This is a genomic window from Streptomyces sp. NPDC051677 (genome assembly GCF_044453465.1).
Lineage (GTDB): Bacteria > Actinomycetota > Actinomycetes > Streptomycetales > Streptomycetaceae > Streptomyces.
In genome coordinates, this window is sequence record NZ_JBITCT010000019.1 from 115,517 (window position 1) to 134,598 (window position 19,082).

The window sequence follows — 19,082 nt, forward strand, 5'->3', positions numbered from 1 at the left end:
GACGGTCAGAGGGCAGGGCGGCAGGCCGGCGCCTGTGTTGTCAGACCGGCAGGTACGGGCTGGGTTTGCCGTGCCAACTGATGTTCAGGGCGTCGCGGGCGCGGGTCGTGGCGACGAAGAGCAGGGAGCGTGCCTTTCGCTGCTCACGCTCGTAGCGCGGCGGGTCGTCCGTGCGATAGCGCTCGATGATGGTGGTGCGCGGGATGATGCCGTCGCTGGCGCCGACGATGGCGAGCTTTTGGTATTCGAGGCCCTTGAAGCGGTGCATGGTGCCGACGTGGACCTCGCCGTCGCCTTTGGGCCCGTCCTTGGTCAGTTCGGCGCAGGTGATGTTCGCTTTGGTGACCAGGTAGTACATGGTCTGGCTGACCATGTCGCGGTCGGCGACGCACACGGCGATCCGGCCGCTGGGGTCGCGGTAGGCGCCGTTGCCGCCGGTGGACAGTTCCTCGCGCCAGGCACGCAGGGTGGAGGCGAGTCCGGTGAGTTCGTCGTCCCACGTGCGGTAGGGGGTGAAGGTGGGGGCGGGGCCGTGGAGGACGGAGCGGTAGCCGGCGAGGTTGTCGGTGCCGTCGTCGAGGTTGTCATAGGTGACGTGTTTGTCTTCGACGACTCGCAGTGCTTTGGCGAGGATCTCCTTGGTGGTGCGGTAGCTCAGCGTCAGGCGGGAAGCGCGACCGCGGATGTTGATGCCGAGGGCTCCGAGGGCGACCTGGTGGTCGTAGATGCGCTGGTGGGTGTCACCGGCGATGAACATGTCGTTGGGCAGGTCGGGGTCGGCCATGGCGCGCAGCATTTTCCAGTGCGCCGGGCGCAGATCCTGGGCCTCGTCGACAACGATGTGCCGATAACGGTAGTTGAGGTAGCGCATGCCGGAGCTGTCGTCGCGGTGGATGAGGTCCTTGCCGCCGACTTCGGCCTTGTGCGCGCGGCGGGCCTGGATCTTCGCGGCGCGCTCGATCTCATAGCGGGCGGCGCGTTCGGCGGCCTGTCCCCACGTTTCGACGCCGAGCTTGTCGAGGCGGGCGGTGAACTGTTCGATGAGCTTCCAGACGTGATTGCGCTCGGGGCGGGTGAGGGCGCGGCCCCGGCCGGCGCGGCGGGCCTGGAAGTACGCGGAGCGGGTCGGTACCGACTGGCCGAGGATGACCTGTTCCCATTCTTCGAGCAGGAACTCGGGTTCCCAGCGGCGGTCGTCGAGCTCGGCGAGCAGCTGCCGCATCTCGTTGAGTGCCACGTTGTCGTAGACGCGCTGTTTGCCGCGGCCCGGCGCGGTGTTCTCTCCCAGGACGCGTGAGGCGAGCTGGTCGATGTGGGCAATCTCGACACGGGCCAGGAGTTCGGGCTCGACGAGGGAAGCCAGGCGCAGCCGCAGGTCGGTGGTGAGGTTCTTGGTGAAGGTGGTCAGCAGGATCGGCTTGTTGTGACCGGGTGGCAGCTGTTCGGCGAGGTGTTTGACCCGGTGCAGGGCGACGATGGTCTTGCCGGTGCCGGGACCGCCGGAGACACGGGCGGGGCCGGTGTAGTGGCGGTGGACGATGCGTTCCTGCGTGGGGTGGAGGAAGACCTTCCAGGCGCGGAAGTCGCCTTCCTCGATGATGGCCTGTACTGCGTCGTCGACCGTGGTGACCTTGGTGCGGGTGAGGGCGGCTGCGAAATCGTCGGGGTCTGGCTCCTGGCGGAGTTCGACCGGTGCGGTGATTTCCTTGCGGACCTCGTCGATGCTCATGCCGGCGGCGAGGCCGTACAGGATGTCCTTGGACAGCATGGGGGCACCCTCGACCAGCTGATCGAGCTCCTGGCTGTCGGTGCCGGTGAGTGCCAGGTCGATGAGCTGGTCGGCAACGCCCAGCCCGCGCAGGTCGTCTGCGCTGTACCCGGCGAGTAGTGCGGGCGCTGCCTCGGGCTGTGCCGGTTCGGCGATGGGGGGCTTGGGTGTGTCGTCCGGTTCGGCGGGGGTCAGGGTGATGCCGGCGCGGCGCAGGGCGCTGTCTCCGACGACCGCGAGGTCGACGAACTCGATCTCGCCGGTGACACGGTTGACGGCGACCTGGAGCTCTTCGTAGACGTCCTTGCGGTGTCGGACAGCAATGATCAGCCAGTCCTCGGTGCCGTCCGCGTCGGTGCCGGTGCGGGTCAGAAGCGCCCGGTAGTGCTGGTTGATCTCGGCCCGGTAGATCCGGGAGTCACCCTTGAGCTTCCGCTTGACCAGCCCTTGCTGGTCGGGGTTTTCCCGGAAGGCGTGGCAGAAGTCGTAGAAGTCGGTCTTGATCGAGAGATCGAGCTTGTGGAGCTCCTGTTCGGCCTTGCGATACAGGCTGAGCCGGGCGGTCATCGGGTGTTGCCTTCCGTCCTGGGGAGCTGGGGGAGCAGCTCGTCGAGGTGGTCGAGCCATTCGGCGGCGGTGCGCGCCGTCCAGCCGGCCTCGGCGTACGCGGCGTCGCGTCGCTGTGCCTCGGGGTCGTCCGTGCTGTGGTGGTTCGTCACCACGGCGATCTTGATGCCGGGGGTGTCCCAGGCGAACTCGGCCTGCCAGCCGCTGTTGCCGAGTTCGTAGCCGAAGACCGGTGCGCGTTTGCCGTGGTCGGCAAGGATCTCGGCGAGGCGCAGGAGTTCGGGTGCCTCGCTGGGATCCTCGCGCAGGATCTCCAGGATGTCCTCGTCCCAGGCGGCATCCCGCGGTGCCGGGGTCGGGGCACCTGGAGCCTCCGTAGCAGGTTCCAGGACGGCGGGTTGGGCGGTGGCGGGAGCGGTGACGCCGTTGAGCGACTCGAGTTCACCGACCCCGCCGCACACGGCGAGGACTTCGACCTCGAAGCCGGCGGCGTCGCTGGTGGCCAGCTGGACTCCGTCGCCGCCGGCCAGGGACAGGAACTGCGTGAGGTTGGTCCAGTACAGCCAAGACCGCCAGCGCAGCTTGTGCTCCTCCGTCTCCAGGACGGCGTCCGTGTTGTCCAGGACCGTGAGCGCGGACCAGCGGGGGTTCTCGGGGTCGGCGGCATCCAGGGTGAACAGGATCGGCAGGCCGCTGCCGTCCTGGGTGCGGAAGACGTGGACGGGGCCGATCCCGGCGGCGTCCGGCGCGAGGGGAGCATCGTTGCGCTGGCCGTCGGTGAATGTGGCGAGCTGTGTGCGCAGGGCGGCCACCAGCTCGCTGCGCCGCCCGGTCGCGGCGACCTGGGTGGCGCCGGCGGTGGCGACGAGCCCCGTGACCAGGGCGCAGGCACGGCGGGCCCAGCGCGCGGCGTCGGGGTCGCGCAGGTAGGCGATCAGCGTGTCGATCGGGTTAGCGAACACCGCTTCGGCGAAGTGGGCGCGCTGTCCGCCGTACTGCTCGTAGGCGGCCTTGGCCTGTTCCTGCGCGGTGCCGGGGTAGGGCGGCCAGACGGGTGCTGACTTGGTGGGGCGCTGCTCGAACAGGTCGATGTCGGCCCAGGTGACCTGGAAGACCACTTCACCGCCGGCGCGCAGCCGGGTTCGCTGGGCCGCGTCGGTAGCGATCCGGTTGTGGTCGCGACTGGCGTGGAAACGGAAACCTTCCAGATAGACCTTCACGCTCTGAGCCGGACCGTCGACGCGGGTGAAGGTGAAGTCGGTCCGAGTCCCTTCGAGTTGCTGCTGCGCGGTCAGCCGCCAGTGCATGACGTCGGGGCCGCTGGTGAAACGCAGATGCCCGCTGGCGTGCCCGTCCTCGTCCAGAGCGGCATCGTCGGTGATCTTCACCCAGCCGCGCAGCGCGGCCAGGAACCGGGCCTCCAGGTCGGATTCGACCTGCTTGTCCAGGCCGACCAGTCCGGTGTGCCGGACCTCGGTGGTCTCCCAGCCGTCCTCTCCCTCGCCCTTGAACAGCAGCGACTCCAGCATGGCCAGGGCCGCATTGCGCGAGACGACATCCTGGAACTGCTCGGGGGCATAGCGGTGCAGGCAGCGGTGGCAGGCCCGGCGCTGCTCCTCTTGGCACGGGCACTGCTTGAGCAGGTCGTACGCCTTGGCGAGGGTCTCGCGGAAGGCATCCGGCTTGGTGAGCCGGTCCAGGTAGCCGGTGCCGCCGGGCAGGGAATCGAACAGGACCAGGAACCAGCGGCGTTCACCGCTCTCGGCGTCCGGCATGGACGCCACGGTGGTGTCCAGGTGCTGGGGGTCACCACCGAAGTGCAGATCAACGCCGAGCCGTAGCGCGGCCCGGAAGGACTGCACCTTGGCGTCGATGTCCGCCGTGGCGGCCGGGATCAGCACCCGCAGAGCCTCAGTCTTCAACTGGTGAGCGAGCAGCACCGGTTCCTGGGTGACCCCGGCCGACTTGCCTCGCCGCAGCGGGCACCACGGACGGTGGTGCTTGAGCTGCGGGGTGCGCGCGGCCGACGAGGTCAGCGCATCGGTGTCATAGTCGAAGACGGGTTTGCCGTCCGCGCTCGCCGCGCCGCATGCCGTGCACACATGGAACGGGTTCAGCCGCACGTAGTGGCCGGCGAAGTCGTCACGTGCCGGGGCGTCATAGCGGACGGGGCCGACGTTGATCCGGCGGATCATGGCGGTACGGCAGTAGTCGACGCCGAAGGTCTGCTTGGCATGCCGCCACGATCCCGGTTCGATGTCCCCGACGGGGATGTCGACCGCGTCGACCACCGTGTAGAAGCGGCGGTCGCGGTCGTCCTTGTCATCGCGGATCCGGGCGTCATCCCGCTTGTCCCGGGACGTCACGGTGGTCGGCTCGACAATCTGGAACAGGCACGAGCCGTCGTCCGCGATCTGGCTGGTGGCGCAGCGCGGGCAGGGCGAGCGGTCGGTGGCGGCGTCCTCAGTGCGCACGTATCCGCAGCCCGGGCACACGCGCCAGGTGCGCCACGTCTGCCCGCCGCCCGTGGAGATCTCCAGACCGGTGATCTCGTGCCGGTAGCCGTTGACGTAGAAGGTATTGCCCGGGGCCAGCTCCTGGAGGGCGTAGCGGCGCGGTCGCTCGTAGGCGGCGGTCGTGGAGGTGAACTTCACCTTCCCCGTCCGTGGATCGATCCCCTCCACCCCGTACAAGGTCGCGGACAAGGTGGTGGTCGAGTCGATCAGCGCATAGTTGGGCAGCAGACCCAGGTCGCACAGTGCGCTCTGGGCCGGCGTCTCACCCAGGTCCAGGAGCCGCTTGCCCACGCCGCGCCGCTCGGCGTCCAGCTCGGCTTTCTGCCGTGCCTGTTCGGGGTCGGTGTCGTGCAGCTCGCCGTAGGCGTCATCGATTTCGCGAAGCCGCGCCCGCAGGGCCTGTGCGCCTTGGCGCCACTCGCGTTCGGCTTCCTCCACCTTGCCGCGCAAGCCGTGTGTCGCATACGTCTTGAGATCGGCCTTGGCCTGGTTGCTGATGCCGGTGGGGAACATCTTCAGGAATCTGCCGACGAGGACCTCGCCCTGGGCGACGGCCAGTTCCACCAGGTCGGTCAGGTAGCCCGACGGACCGAACAGGGCGGGCGCCTTGTTCGGGAGCGCGCGCAGCACGATGCCGTCCGCCCGCACGAGCTGTCCCGCTGCCGCGAGGTCCAGCAGGTGCGCCAGGTACTGGCGCCGCAGGATCTCCACCGCGGACAGATAACAGCCCGGCGGCACGATCGTGCCAGCGATCAGGTCCTTGGGACGTTCCAGGAAGTACAGGTCGCGGCGCCGCCGGTCGGGGATGGTCAGCAAGAACGCATTGCCGGTCCGGCGCCCGGCCCGCCCGACCTGCTGGGCGTAGTTGGCCGGCCGGCGCGGCAGCGCGGCCAGCACCACCGCGGACAGGTCACCGATGTCGATACCCATCTCCAACGTCGGGGTGCAGGAGAGCACGTTGGGGTCCTTGAAGCCCCCGCCGCGCTTGAATGCCTCCTCCACCTTCTCCCGCTGCGCCCGGGTAAGCATCCCGGTGTGCTCGGCGACGACCACCTGGTACGGTCCCGCCTTCCGGTACAGGCGCCGGTAGTAGTCGCGGGTGTAGTCCCGGTCACGGTGATGGACTCCGAGAGCCTCGGGCCGGTCACCGGCCACCAGCCGGCCCAGACGGCACCGGTAGGAGGGGCATGGCTGGTCATGCCACTGATCCAGCAGCGACGGGTGGACCGTCTGCTCCCAGAAGCACACCGGGCAGCGCACATAAGAGTGGCGCACCTGCTCGTCGTCCAGCAGCAGCGCCTCGATGTTGCCCGGCTTCAGCCCGTAGACGCGCAGTGAGCTGTCGTTCGGTGTGCGCACCGACAGCAGCCCCGCCCCAGCCAGCTCCGGCAACAGACGGCTCCAGAACTCCGGCGCGACCTCCCTCGGCAAATCCAGGCAGCGCCCGGCCCACCGCTCGTACCAGGACAGCCGGCCCGTGGCGAAGTCGAACTCGCTGCGGTCCTTGGGCTGACCCAGTAGGAACACCGGTGCCGCCACGCCCCTGGGGAATGCCCGCATGCCGGGCGGACGATTGCCCCAGATGAAATACCGGCTGGCGCCCGCCTCATCCACGTACTTGTCCAGCCACTTGTGGGACACCGCGCCCCGGGTACGCAGCCGCTCCAGGAAAACCCGCAGGAACGCCAGATACCGGTCATCGCTCTGATCCACCAAGGTCAGGTCGGCGCGGTTGCACTCCTCATGGATGCGTTTGACCAGGGCCACCGCCGCGGCCGGATCCTCGATCCGCACCTGGGCCGCAGCGGTCCGGGTCAATTCCAGCGTGCGGCCGTTGCGGGAGCGGAACCCGAACTCCATCAGAGCTTCGAAGGCCAGCCGCTGGCCGATCAGCCGCCACGTCTTCAGGTCACCGCCGCGGCCCTCTCCGGACAGCAGACGATCCACCCCCTTGAAAGCGTGCAGATCCGGGGGCACCACAGCAGACAGCGTGTCCTTGTCCGTGGTTGCCTGCACCACGTTCGCGATCAAGTCGTTCAGCGCCGTGGGAGCGTCATGGCGCAGGTGCCGGGCCAGCAGAGCGCGCAGCGAGAAGGTGTACGAACGGTTGGCGACGAACCCGGCCCGGTGCGCGGCATCCTGCACTGAGTCGTTGAACATCAGCGTCTTGTTCTCGCGCAGCTTCTTGTCGAGCTCCCCGCCCGTGAACAGCCGCGTGATCGACGCCGCTGCCATCGCCGCCGCACCCGTACCGAGATAGCGAATCGCGTTGCGCTCACCGCAGGCCGGGCACCAGTCCTCCCTGGCCGCGGTATTCGCAGTCGCCCCGAAGTGGACCAGAACGAACGCCGAGTCCCGGGCCGTCAGCCGGGGCTCCTTGGTGTCCCGGTCATAGTCGTTGAGCGGATCGGGCAGCCGCAGCCGCTTGCGCGCCCCGTCCAGCACCATCAGCAACCCGCCGGCCCCCTGCAACGCAGAAGGGGCTCCCCTTCCGCTACGGCCGCTGGCCGGCATCGGCGTCGCCCCAGAGCCCTCGCGGGCCTGCTGAGCGGTGGCCGCGATCAGGTTCCGCACCCGGATCTTGTCCTGCCCGGTGGAGGCACGACGGATCTTGTAGGTGTCGAACTGGACATCGTGGTCGTCGCTCTCCGGCGAGAACACCGCCCAGCCGGACCGCCCGCAGTCCCGGCAGTAGATCGCAGGCAGGAACAGGTTCGCGCTCTGCCCCGACGTCGCCGTGGTCACCGGCGCCATGCGGTGGCTGTCTCCCGCCCCGCCATCCGCCGCGCCGGCCATGTCCCAGCGGAACTCCGCCTTCGGCCACGGCAGCACGCCGCGCAGCAGCCGGGTCACCGAGCGGGCCCACTGATGCACCTCAAGATGCACAAACGGACGCGGTTCCTCGGGCGTGGACGCTGGATCACGGGCGTAGGAGAGCAGGGCCACGAAACGGGCCAGTGCCTCGGCGGCCTGCTCCGGCCTGCTGGCCACTGCCTCCGACCAGCCGGCCGCCCCGGCGCGCCACATGACATCCAGCACCTCGGCGCTGGTCCTGACCTCACCGCCCAGCCCGTGCATGACCGCTCGGGTGAACAGATGACGCTTCAGGTTGTCGGCCAGCACGAACGGGTTCAGATCACGTACCCCGGTCACCGCCTCGATGAGGTCCAACAGGGCCTCATCACCCGTGGTGGGATCGGGCAGCGCCAGCAGCTCGTCCGGAGTCGGCTGCGGCTGCATCTTGATCTCCGTCAGCGGGATGAACTCCTCCACCGACAGCCGGTCCTCTCCGACGATGGATTCGGCGGTGAACTCCGTGCCGAAGACCTGCGTCGCGACCTCCAGCAGGCTGGCCACCCCCGCGCGGTCGGTCCCCGACGCGAGCGTCGCCGACGTCGCCACCGGGCAGATACGACCGAGTGGCCGGTCCTCCTCGGCCGCGCCCACCGCCGCGGCGAGTCGGCGCAGCAGCATCGCCACATCGGTGCCCTGTGCGCCGTCGTAGGTGTGGAACTCATCCACCACCACATAGCGGATGTCTGCATCTCGCCACAGAGGGGCATCGTCCGAACGCTGCAGCAGCAGGTCCAGCATCTTGTAATTCGTGATCAGGATGTCAGGCGGGGAGAGCTGCATGTCCGAGCGCCGCGTGTACACCTTCTCGTACCGAGTTGCCGCCCGGTCCCCGATGTATAGACCCGCCCACAGCTTGCCGAGCTCCGTCTCGTTCCTGGTGAGCAGATCGTTGATGCGCTGTGCCTGGTCGGTGGCAAGTGCGTTCATCGGGTACAGGAAGACCGCCTTGATGCCGGCCTTCCCCGCGGCCTGCTCGCGGCGGCAGTGATCCAGAACCGGGTACAGGAACGATTCCGTCTTCCCCGAGCCCGTGCCCGTGGTCACCAGCGTCGGCTGCGGCGTATGCCCGTGCGCCGACGTCAAGCGCGCGAAGGCAGCCGCCTGGTGGGCATACGGCGTCCAACCCTCCCGCTGCCACTCCAGGTGAGCGCGCCACTCTTCGCCAGCCACCGTGAACGGGGTGCGAATCCTCAGGAACGGGCCCCGGAACATCCCCGACGTCTCGTCCCCGAGGAACCGGTGCAGCGCCTCACGCGCCCCCTCGTCCGTCAGCGCGTACGTCGTCGACAAGTACTGCAGCAGGCTCTCCTTGAGCCCCCGCGCCTCCAGCGTCGGCCTCACGGCTTCGGTACCTCCTGCTTCTCCGAGTCCCACTCACCGCGGGCGACCGCGGCATCCAGCCGCGCCTGGAACACTGCGTGCGCCTCCCGCATCTCCGACTCGCGATCCGCCTTGTAGAAGGGAGCGGTGTAGCCGTCGGGTACGGGAGCGGTCTTGGGGTGGGTCTTGTCAGCCAGGTAGGTCTGGAGCTGCGTGAAGTGCTCCTTCTCCTGGCCATGGCCATAGGTGTAGCGGTCACCAGCGATCTTGCGCTCGCTGGCATCGAACCAAGTGACCAGGTCGAAGCCCTGCATGATGTCGAAACGAGCCCTATACATGGTGATCAACGTGTCGGCGTCAATGCCGAGCCAGACAGCGACCAGAGCATCGATCTCCACCAGTGCTGCGCGACGGGCGTATTCCGTACGAAGGGGGGTGTCACGTTGCCAGGTAGGCGTTACGGCGTGGAGCTCCGTGTTCATGCCTGTCCACTTCCGGGCCCAGGGCTCGCCGGTTTTCCAAGTGGGGTCGTAGAGCTTCTGCCAAAGGCTGGCGTAGGCAGTGGTGAGGCAGTTGAGTCGAAGGGTGCGGAGAAGCAGCGCGGGGGCAAGCGGGTGGTCGGCGGTCGGAGCCGGGAGGCGACGGGCCTGTGCTACGTCGAGGTGCCCCACCCCTGTTGTCTGGAGCAAGTAGTCCGTAGGCAATGCGGCCCAGTAGCCAGCCATGAGAGTTGAGCCGCGAACATCGCCCAGGGCAGCGGAACGGACGGAATGGACGTGCGTTGCTCCTGGCGGAATCAACGCAACATACAGACCACGTTCCGTGTCGGCCGCGATCCGCTCGCGCCAGGCCAGCCGGTAGAACTCGGTGTACGGCTTAGTTGCCTTGGCGATCAGTCGGCGGTCCACCTCCGCGTCCGACACCTTGTCCGGGGAGCGGCCACAGGAGAGCGCGATCTCCGAACGTGCCAAGAACAGCGCTGCGGCGTTCCTGCGCATTCGGGCGAGCAGTTCATGATCAAGCCACTTAGCTTGCTCTCCCTGGTACGTCGCGTCGTCCGCCACCTGCCGGTACTCCGACTCCGGTACGGCGTCCGACGGGATCTCTAGGTGGTTCAGCCCGCGGACTTCGCCGCCACCCTGGCTGGGCTGTTTGAAGAGTGGATTGCCGACGCCCAGCTGGGGACCCTTGAGGATGACCTCGTCCCAGAAGTCGGCCTGGTAGTCCTCTCGCCCTTCCTGGTCCTTGTTGTAATCGATGAGTGGCTTGTCCTTGGCAGGGCCATACACGGACTTCTTGGCACCACTCTCATCGAACCCGCGCGTGATTCGCGGGTCGAGTGCACCGAGCCGCAGCGGATACCCGGCCAGCGCGTCGATTGCCGGGTCTTCCGCCGTACTCACTGGCGTGAGTAGCCGCGCCTGCTCAACGGGCACATCTTTCTCACCGGACAGCTTCTGCCAGCGCGCGAGGGTGTGGGGCGTCACACGGATGATCCGCTGCCGATGTGGGCGTTCGTCCCAGTCGCCCCCGTACTTCACCCCGGGCGCGTCGCCGCTACCGTCGTGCGTGCTCGACAGGCGTAGTGCATCGACGGAGAACAGCCAGGACAGGTGGTCGAAGTCGATCTCACCCTGCTCGCCGTAGATGTGCACCCCGAAGTGGCTGGACCGGCCCACAGGAGGTGGGAAGAAACGGTTGCCAGCGTTCACGAAGTCCCCGTGCACCCGCAGTCGCCGGTAGGCCGCCTCACGGAGGGCCGCTTCCTTGTCACCGCTGAAGTGCGTGTCGGGATGAATGAGCCCGACGGCCCCGCCCGCAGCAGTGTGGTCCCAGGTCTGGCACATGAACGCGCGGTAGAGGTCGGGTTGGCTTCCGGCGATGAGCGGATACACCTGTGGTGATGCCAGGTAGTCGGCGGTGGTGGCCGTGGCGGTCAACTCGCCGAGAAGGTAGTTGCGCACCTCGGGCTTGGCCAGTTCGGCTGAGCGTCGCCGGTTCTTCTCTGCCGATGGAGGTTTCTCCGTGAGCATGAACCACGGCTCATACTCAGCAAGGACGGAGTTCTCCTTCCATTCCGGCCGTACCCAGGGTGGGTTGCCCACCTGAAGGTCGAAGCCACCGCCCTGTGCGAAGACGAGCGCGAACTCCAGCTCCCAGTGCAGGAACCCCTGGCTCGCGGCGATTTCGCGCACCGTATGCAGCCACGGGAAGCGCTGTTCGGGATTGAGGGTGTCCATGCCCATGAAGTCAGGGAGCGTTCGCTCGTACTCCTTGAGTTCGTCGAGCGTTTCGAACTGGTCGATGAGGGTGCCTTCGGGTACTTCCGCCGTGCCCAGCATCGCTTCCAGAAAGTCCAGCCAGTCGTCGAAGTCCTTGAGGGGGATCACCGGCCGACGTGTGGGCTGCTTCACCTGACCCAGCTTCTGGGTCTTGGGCGTGATCTTCTTGGTCTCGACGACGACTTCAGTACCGGTTGTCAGTTCAAGGTGTTCCAGGGTCTTCTGCCCCTTTTCCACCTCGAAGAAGCCGATGTTCTCCACCACGCGGGGTGTGGCTTGCGGTTCGGGCGCGGGGATGGCCTTGGGAGACTGAGGGCGCGGCTGGCCGTCCAGCATCGGCACGCTCCCGAGTAGCGTCGCGAGGCTGTCGGTGGTGCTGCCGGCAGCGGGCCTCGTGTAGGCGCCGTCGGTGCCGTCCAGCAGACTCGTCTTGTCCGCCGGCCAGAACCACAGGGCGCACCAGGCGTCCATGACCGTTTTCAGGCGCCAGTACGGCGTGTCGACGGTGTTGAAGAGGTCCTTGAAAACCTTCTCCTTCGGCACCGCATGGTCGGGGTGCTTCATGAAGGCGAACTCGGGGTCGGACGGATCGGCCTTCCAGACGTCGATTCTGCGTGAGATCTCCTGTTCGGAGATCTGCATGCGCTTGATGACGAGCGACCACAGGAATTCGGTCCGCCGGGCGGCATCCCGCAGGCGCGTGAACTGCGACGACGCCTCGGCCTTCGGCTGCTTGGTCTTCGGGTCGAGCTTGGGGCTTCCATCCTTATTGAGGTGCGCGGTGCTGCGCTTGGGCCGCTGGAGGATGCCCTTCTTCCAGGCAGCCAGCTGCTCAACCCCTTCCCTGGCGAGTTCCTTGGCCTCCTTCGAACCGGTGACCGCGGCCCATCCCGGGCACGGCAGCAGGAACTGGTGCACCGCATCCTGAGGCAGCGACTGCGGCACGCCCTCCTTGAGGAACGGCAACGGGGTCGGTGCTAGGGCACCCTTGGTCTTGAGCCACGCCTTGTCCGGTGAGGACACATCGTCCCCCGCATACACGGCGCGGCGGCTGCCGATGAGCGAGTTACCGCGGCGGAGGTGGAGGCCGAACCAGGGGGCCTGCATGCCGGGGTGCATGGTGTTGAGCCACAGGGAGACTTCGGCCAGTTCGACTCCGGTGGCGTTGAGGTCCACTCCGTAGGCGTTGTGCAGGGCGATATACGCCTTGGCCTTCTGCTTCTCTGTGAGGGCATCGGCTGTCGGGATGGACTTACCCAGCTCGGCCTGGCGGCGGCGCAGGTACTCGTCAGCGACCTGATTGATGGCCTCGTTCAAGAACGCGCCCGAGCCGAGAGCTGGCTCGCAGATCTTGAACTTGAGGAGCTCGGAGGCCCGGGTCTTGATGATGTTCCCGTCGGCGTCGCGCTCCTGGTCGAGGCGGTTCTTGAGAGCCAGCTCGACGGTGACCTCGGTCAGCGATTCCGGGGTGTAGTACGACGCCGACGTCTCGCGGGCGCGGCCGGCGAGCCGATAGACGAACTCGCCCTTCGCATATTTCTTCACTCCACGCAGGCCCTTGCGGGCGTCGTCCTCGTTGTAGTGGACGAGGGTCTTGTCGGGGTACTGGTCCTGGCGGTGTGAGGGGATGAGCCAGGAGCCCTTCTCAGGGTCGCCACCCTTGGCGACCTCGCACAGCTCCTCGCTGGCGATGATGCCGGTGTAGGACATCAGGCCCTCGTATACAGCGCCGAGTTGATTGATGCCGAGGTTGCGGTAGGAGATGAAGCCGCCTCGCTCGCCGCGTTTGCCTTTCTTCATGGTCAGCAGGCGCAGCACTTCGTGCAGGGCGGAGTTGCGCAGGCGCAGGTCGAGCCAGCGCGGGGCGCTGTCCTCGTCACGGTTCGGGTCCAGCACTCCGCGGCCGATGAGGCGGATGGCGGCGGGCTCGAAGAGCTCGCTGCGCAAGGGCTCGAAACGCAGGCCGAAACGGTCTTCGCTGCGGCGACCGGCCTTGGCCTTGCGGGTCGCTTCGTCGTCGCCGGGTTGGTCGTCGTCCGCTTCGGTGCCGTACGGGCGGTGACCGAAGTTGACCTTGTTGAACAGGACGTCGAGGGATTGGAAGAGGTGGAAGCCGTTCTTGGCTTCCTCGTCGATGAGTTCCTCGTCGGTGGCCACGAGTTCGCGCAGTCGGGCCATGGAGTAGCCGGCCTCGTAGGTGCCGTCGTCAGCGGGCAGGATGCCGAGTTCGGGGCGGGCTTCGGCGTACAGGAGGAAGAGGATGCGGTAGAGGTAGCGCAGGGCTTCGCGGGTGAGTTCCCGGGTGAAGGGGATCTTGGGGCTTTGGATGTCGGCCGGGGTGACGTTGTTCTGCGGCTCGGCCATTCGTCGCAGGACTTCGTTGGCGATGATCTCGACGGAGCGCTGGAGGCCATAGCGCAGTTCGCCGGAGACGCCGGCGGCGTTGGCGCTGGAGGACTTGAGGAGGGGGTCGATGGGGCGGGTTTGGTTGTTCTCGCCGGGCCGGAGCATTTCCAGGCTGAGCAGCGCGGCGATGGTGGAGAGTTCGCCCTGCTGGGTGCGATCGTTGCGCTCCAGAGCGGCGTCGAGGTTGACGGCCAGGTAGCGGCCTTCGTTCCAGGCGCTTCGGTCGGCGAGCAGGAGCACTCCGCCGTGGAGGAGCAGGACGAACCGAGGGTGAGGGCCGCCGGGTTTGCCGAGTTCGCTCTGGAACAGCCAGGAGGCCAGGGCCGCCCCGGTCTCGTAGGTTTCACTGCTGCTCACGCGTTGGGGTGACAGCAGGCGTCCGGGCCCGTCGGGGTCGAGGGCGGCGTCGTTGTCGGCGGCCCATCCACAGTCGATCGCGATGATGCCGTGGCCGTGGTAGGCAACGGGCAGGGTGTGTGCGCGGCCGGCGCGGTGGACAGTGAGGTCGCCGGGGGCGGCGTCGTATCCGAGGGCCTTGAGCACGTCCTGGTGCCAGGAGGTCAGCCGCTTGGTCCACTCAGGGTTGTCGTAGGTGCGCAGCCAGGATTCGTCGTCCGCGTCGCGCTGGGTGGTTTCGGCGAAGTAGCCCCGGACTTCCGGGGTGTGGTAGGTGCTCCGCAAGGTGCGCAGTTGCTCGCGGGGGGTCTTGCGGGGGTCGTTGTCGTCGCCCTCGCGCATGGTCCACGTGGCGAACAGGCCCTTTTTGAGGTCGGTGGCGAGTTGCTCGGCGAAGTAGTGCGCGGACAGGTATTCGCCGCGGTTGGTGAAGGAGTCGAACTCGATGCTCATCGTGCGGTGTCCCCTGCGGTGGCGGCGTGCGGTTCTAGGACGGCCAGCAGACGCAACATCGGTTTGCCCGCCGTTTCCAGGGACTTGACCAGGCTCAGGCGGCGGCTGGCGGTCAGATCGACTTCCTGCTTGTCGCGGCGTGTGCCGGCGAAGAGGGATTCCTGTTTCCAGTGGGTGACGCGCTTGCGGTAAGGAGCGAGTGTCTCGTCGATCTGGAGCCTGTAGTCCTCTTCCCTGCTCTTGAGGAAGCGCTCGGCCTCGTCGATGGCGGCAGGCACGAGTTCGGCGAGCCCCGGCAGGCCAAGGGGAGTGGCGCGGCCCGGCATGTTCGGTCCGACGCCGTAGTCTTCCAGCAGCTGTGCGGTCAGCGGCTTGATCTCCGGGGCGTCGGGAAGCCCGGTGACGGCCATCCACTCGACGACGGTAGGGCGGCCCATCGCGTTGGAGTAGATGCCCTGGACCAGGAACACGGGGTGGTCCACGGCGGCTGCGAGCACCGGTGCCTGGTGACGGCCGACCTGTACGAGCACCTTGTCGGTGAGCCAGTCCAGCACCGGGTGCACATCGGTCACGTAGGACACGTTGGGCCACTGCGACTTGGAGGAATCCCGGGCGGCCTTCAGCCGCGCACTGGCGAGTGTCTTGGAGAAGGTGATGCGCATCCGACCCTTTTCGTTCTTGCGCGGCAGGATCCGCTGCTCGTCCAGGTAGGACTTGGGCAGGGACTTCAGCCGGTACAGCAGGTCGCGCGGGGGCTCGAAGGCGATCGTGCCGTCGTCGTAGCGCAGCAAAGACAACTGATCTTCGGGATTGGGATGGCAGACCTGCCGCAGCGCCTCGTTGAAGTAGTCGGCCGTGGAGCGGAAGAGGTTGGGGACTACTGCGCGGGGCACTTCGGGGTGCTCAGGCACGGCACCGACCTGGCCGAGGAGGCCCGTCAGGAAGGCGGCGCCGCTTTGCTGGGACTGCTTGATCGAGTCCTCGACGGTTCGGCCGGCGATCAGGTCCTGTGTGAGGCGGTTCTCTTCCTCCTGGGCCCGGTACAGGCCAGTGACGGCCTCGGCCGATCCTTCGATCTTGTGTGCTTGTTCCTCGCGCTTCAGGAGCTTCTCGCCGACCAGACGGTCATCGAGTGTGCGCGGCTGGCCGGTGGCTTCGTCGGTGCGCCACGGGACATCGCTGGTGAGGATCAGCGCCCGGAACTGGGGCTGGTGTTCCTGTCCGTAGCGGTCGATGCGGCCGTTGCGCTGCTCGATGCGGATCAGGGACCACGGAAGGTCGTAGTGGATCAGAAGGTGGCACTGTTGGTGCAGGTTGACGCCTTCCGAGGCGACGTCACCGGTGAACAGGATGCGCACGGGGTCATCGCGCAGGCCGAACTTTTCGACGATGTCAGTCTGTTCCTCATCGGTGGTGGCATCGCCGTGCATGACCTGCACCGCTCCGCCGAAGTCCAGCCAGGGCTTGTTCGGGTCTGCAGTGGTGCCACGGGGAAAGCCCAGAGCCGCCGGCACCGTCTCCGCCAACCATTTCAGGGTCGGGATGCGTTCGGAGAACACCACGACCCGGGTATCCGAGCCGGGTCCGACACCCAGCGCGCGCAGTTCCTTCAGCAGCGCGGCGAGTTTCGCCGAGTCGTCGTCCTGGATCTGCTGGGCGAGGGCCTGCAGCTCGACCAGAGCGGCTCGCTCCGCCTTGCGGGCCGCTTCGCGGACTGCGGGATCAACCGGGCGTGTCCTGCGCTTGGCGTTGGCGGCCGGCTTCTCGGTCGGCGGCTTGTCCAGGTTCGTCAGGCGGGTCTTGATCGTTGCCAGGAGGGCCCGGTGCGAGGACAAGAATGACTTCAGCAGCTGATAGGGGACGAGCGGATACGTACTCACGGACGGCACCGAAGGATCGGCGGGGATCCAGCGCGAGGCCAGCTCCTTGAAGACCGCGAGCTCCTTCTCCCCGGCCGGCACGTGCAGGGGCTGCGAAGGCCCCCTGTCCGCCCACGCACCCTTAAGACCCTCGCGTACCTCAGCAGTCGTCTTCGTACGCCGGATGTAAAGGTGCTCGAGGTCCTTCACCTCGTACTTGGACGGATCGGCGATCGCGGCCTCGTCCAGCATCTTGATCAGCTCGGCGAACGAGGCAGCGTCACCGTTGTGCGGCGTGGCCGAGGCAAGGATGAGGGCGTCGGTCTTCTGCGCCAGCAGCCGGGCCAGCGCATTGTTCTTCGTGCCCCGGTTGACCAGGTTGTGTGATTCGTCGATGACGACCGCATCCCAGTCGGTGTGTTCCAGATGATGGGCGTAGACATCGCTCTTCAGCGTGTCCACGGAGATGATCGCGCGCTTGAAATAGGCGAACGGATTGCGCCCGGCCGGGATCTCCTGCTGCACCCGCTGGATACCGGTCGAATCCAGTCGCACGAGGGGGATCGCGAACCGGGTCCACAGCTCGCGCTGGAACTGTTCCAGCACATGCTGCGGGGTGACCACCAGGATCCGCTCACCGCGCCCGCGCCGGATGAGCTCGGCCAGCAGCACCCCGATCTCCAGGGTTTTACCGAGACCCACCACGTCCGCGATCAGGATCCGGGGCTGCGGGTTCTTCATGGACAGCGCGAGCTCCGCCGGCCGCAGCTGATGGACCTGCTGGTCCATCAGAAAGCCGTCGCAAAGGGCCAGGCCGTGTTCGGTCTGCGGCAGATACGTCTTGCGCATCACCGCTTCGAGGAACAAGCGGGCGCGTCGATGGTTGGACGAGTCGTCGGCCACCAGCTGCGTCTCGCGGGGATCGAGTACCTGGATGTCGTCCAGCCGGTCATAGAACACGGCGTCGGTGCCGCGGACGAATGAGGAGACGCCGGTGACTTCGACCATCCACCCGTCATGCCGGGTGTTGGTGACCTTGCGTACCAGCCACAGTTCGTCGCGGATCAGTACCTGAGCCCCTGGTGCGTAGCCGGCCGACAACCGGCCTTGCCCGCCCACTGGCGGCTCGTCGGGCTCCCAGGCGTCCCACACTGCATCGCCTTGGCCGCCCGTGGCCCCAGTTTCGACGCTCAACGTCCGCTCCGTTCCCTCACCAGCAGCACCGGCTGCCGCTCATCGTCCACCAGATACATACGCTGCTGGTCCTGGCGGGGTACACACCCGTCGCATCAGCTTCCCAGCGGGCACCGACAGCGCCCGTGGTCAGAGGGCCGCGGCCGCTGCGTACGCGGCCCGAAGCTCCCCGGCCACCCGCTCGGACGCCGGTGGCCGGCTGGGGCGCGACGGACTCGCAGCCTTCTTGTGCGGACTTGCGGGCGGTTCGGACGGCGCGCCCTGCTGGTCCTCCTGTTCTTCCGCCACGGCGGCTGCATCTGCTCCCGGTGGTACATCGAGCGGACTGCCCGGGGTCTCGAAGAGCGCAGCCTGCTCTGCGAGGACCTTCTCGACCGCCGGGGACATGGGCTCGACGGAAGGCCCCGGTGCCTGCTCCGCTATGGAGCGCGCGATGAGGGCGAGCCGCGCGTCCGCCGGCGCCATGCCCGAAGCCGCCATGAGGTCGCCGCACGAATCAGCGACGCGGTCGAGTGTCGGCCGGTCCTCCGGAGCGTGGGCGAGCATCGACGTCAGCAACGGCACCAGTCCGGAGGGCACACCGCTGAGATCCGGGGCGATCCCGGCGTTGGCGATCTGAGCCACGATGGCCTCCCACCGCGACCCGTCGTACGGATAGTGGCGGGCCGCCGCGTACAGCAGGACCGTCCCAAGCGCGTACACGTCAGCGGCCGGCGTCACCTGCGGATGGCCGCTCGCCTGCTCGGGAGGCATGCAACGCACAGTGCCGACAATCATGCCGCTGTGTGACAGGGACTCCTGAGTAGCATCCATGAACGCACTCAGTCCGAAGTCGATGATCATCGGGCCGTCGCCCCCCATGATGACGTTCTTCGGCGTCAGGTCCCGGTGCAGCAGCTCGGCGCGGTGTACGGCATCCAGACCCTCTGCCAGCAGCGCGCCAAGGCTGGCCACCAGAGGAAGCGGAAGGACGCCGTCGCTGTCCACACAGGCCAGCAGCGTGCGTCCGGCCACGTACTCCATGGCCAGCCAGGGCCGGTCCGCGTATGGGTCGGCGTCCAGGAACCGCGCCACCCGGTTGGTGCCTACCACCGTCCGGGCGATCAATGCTTCCTTCTCGAAGCGCGCCCGTGTCATGGGGTCGAGCTTGTCGCTCCGGATCACCTTCACCGCTACCGGAGACCCTGCGGGGGAGTACGCAAGGTAGACCTCACCCATGCCGCCCGAGCCGAGCTCCCTCGCCACCGTGTAGCGGCCGATCAGAGTGGGGCTCTTGGTCATGAGCTCAGTCCACGCCCTTCCACGTACGCACTCCCAGATTCACGTCGTCCATCAGTTTGCCTGTTATCCGAACACTCCTGAAGACCAGCCCCGCTCCCGAAAGGCGCGCAGGGTGTGACCATGATCCGCCGCTTCAAGCGGCTGGGCGGACCGCGGACCGACATTGGCTTGAAAAAGGTGCTTG

General features: G+C 67.3%; 5 protein-coding genes. All 5 read right to left on the reverse strand.

Annotated features, from left to right (window positions below; genetic code table 11):
• Window positions 1-40: 40 nt before the first annotated feature.
• Window positions 41-2,335: a UvrD-helicase domain-containing protein gene (locus ACIBAF_RS23505; RefSeq protein ID WP_399465395.1), complete on the reverse strand. Its 2,295-nt coding sequence runs from the start codon at window positions 2,333-2,335 to the stop codon at window positions 41-43.
• Entirely contained in the window at window positions 2,332-9,048 is a 6,717-nt protein-coding gene (locus ACIBAF_RS23510) for a DEAD/DEAH box helicase (RefSeq protein ID WP_399465396.1), read from the reverse strand. The genes ACIBAF_RS23505 and ACIBAF_RS23510 overlap by 4 nt, the downstream gene beginning before the upstream one ends.
• Entirely contained in the window at window positions 9,045-14,564 is a 5,520-nt protein-coding gene (locus tag ACIBAF_RS23515; RefSeq protein ID WP_399465397.1) for a hypothetical protein, read from the reverse strand. Before ACIBAF_RS23515 ends, ACIBAF_RS23510 begins: the two co-directional genes overlap by 4 nt.
• Window positions 14,561-17,575 (reverse strand): SNF2-related protein, encoded by a 3,015-nt coding sequence (locus ACIBAF_RS23520; protein WP_399465398.1) that lies wholly within the window; start codon window positions 17,573-17,575, stop codon window positions 14,561-14,563. Before ACIBAF_RS23520 ends, ACIBAF_RS23515 begins: the two co-directional genes overlap by 4 nt.
• Before the next feature lie 171 nt (window positions 17,576-17,746).
• Window positions 17,747-18,898 (reverse strand): serine/threonine protein kinase, encoded by a 1,152-nt coding sequence (locus ACIBAF_RS23525; RefSeq protein ID WP_399465399.1) that lies wholly within the window; start codon window positions 18,896-18,898, stop codon window positions 17,747-17,749.
• Window positions 18,899-19,082 lie beyond the last annotated feature (184 nt).

What these genes read in the sequence shown, in the direction of transcription:
- ACIBAF_RS23505 (WP_399465395.1), bottom strand. Translation starts at nt 2,335, where the DNA reads ATGACCGCCCGGCTCAGCCTGTATCGCAAGGCCGAACAGGAGCTCCAC.
- ACIBAF_RS23515 (WP_399465397.1), bottom strand. Translation starts at nt 14,564, where the DNA reads ATGAGCATCGAGTTCGACTCCTTCACCAACCGCGGCGAATACCTGTCC.
- ACIBAF_RS23525 (WP_399465399.1), bottom strand. Translation starts at nt 18,898, where the DNA reads ATGACCAAGAGCCCCACTCTGATCGGCCGCTACACGGTGGCGAGGGAG.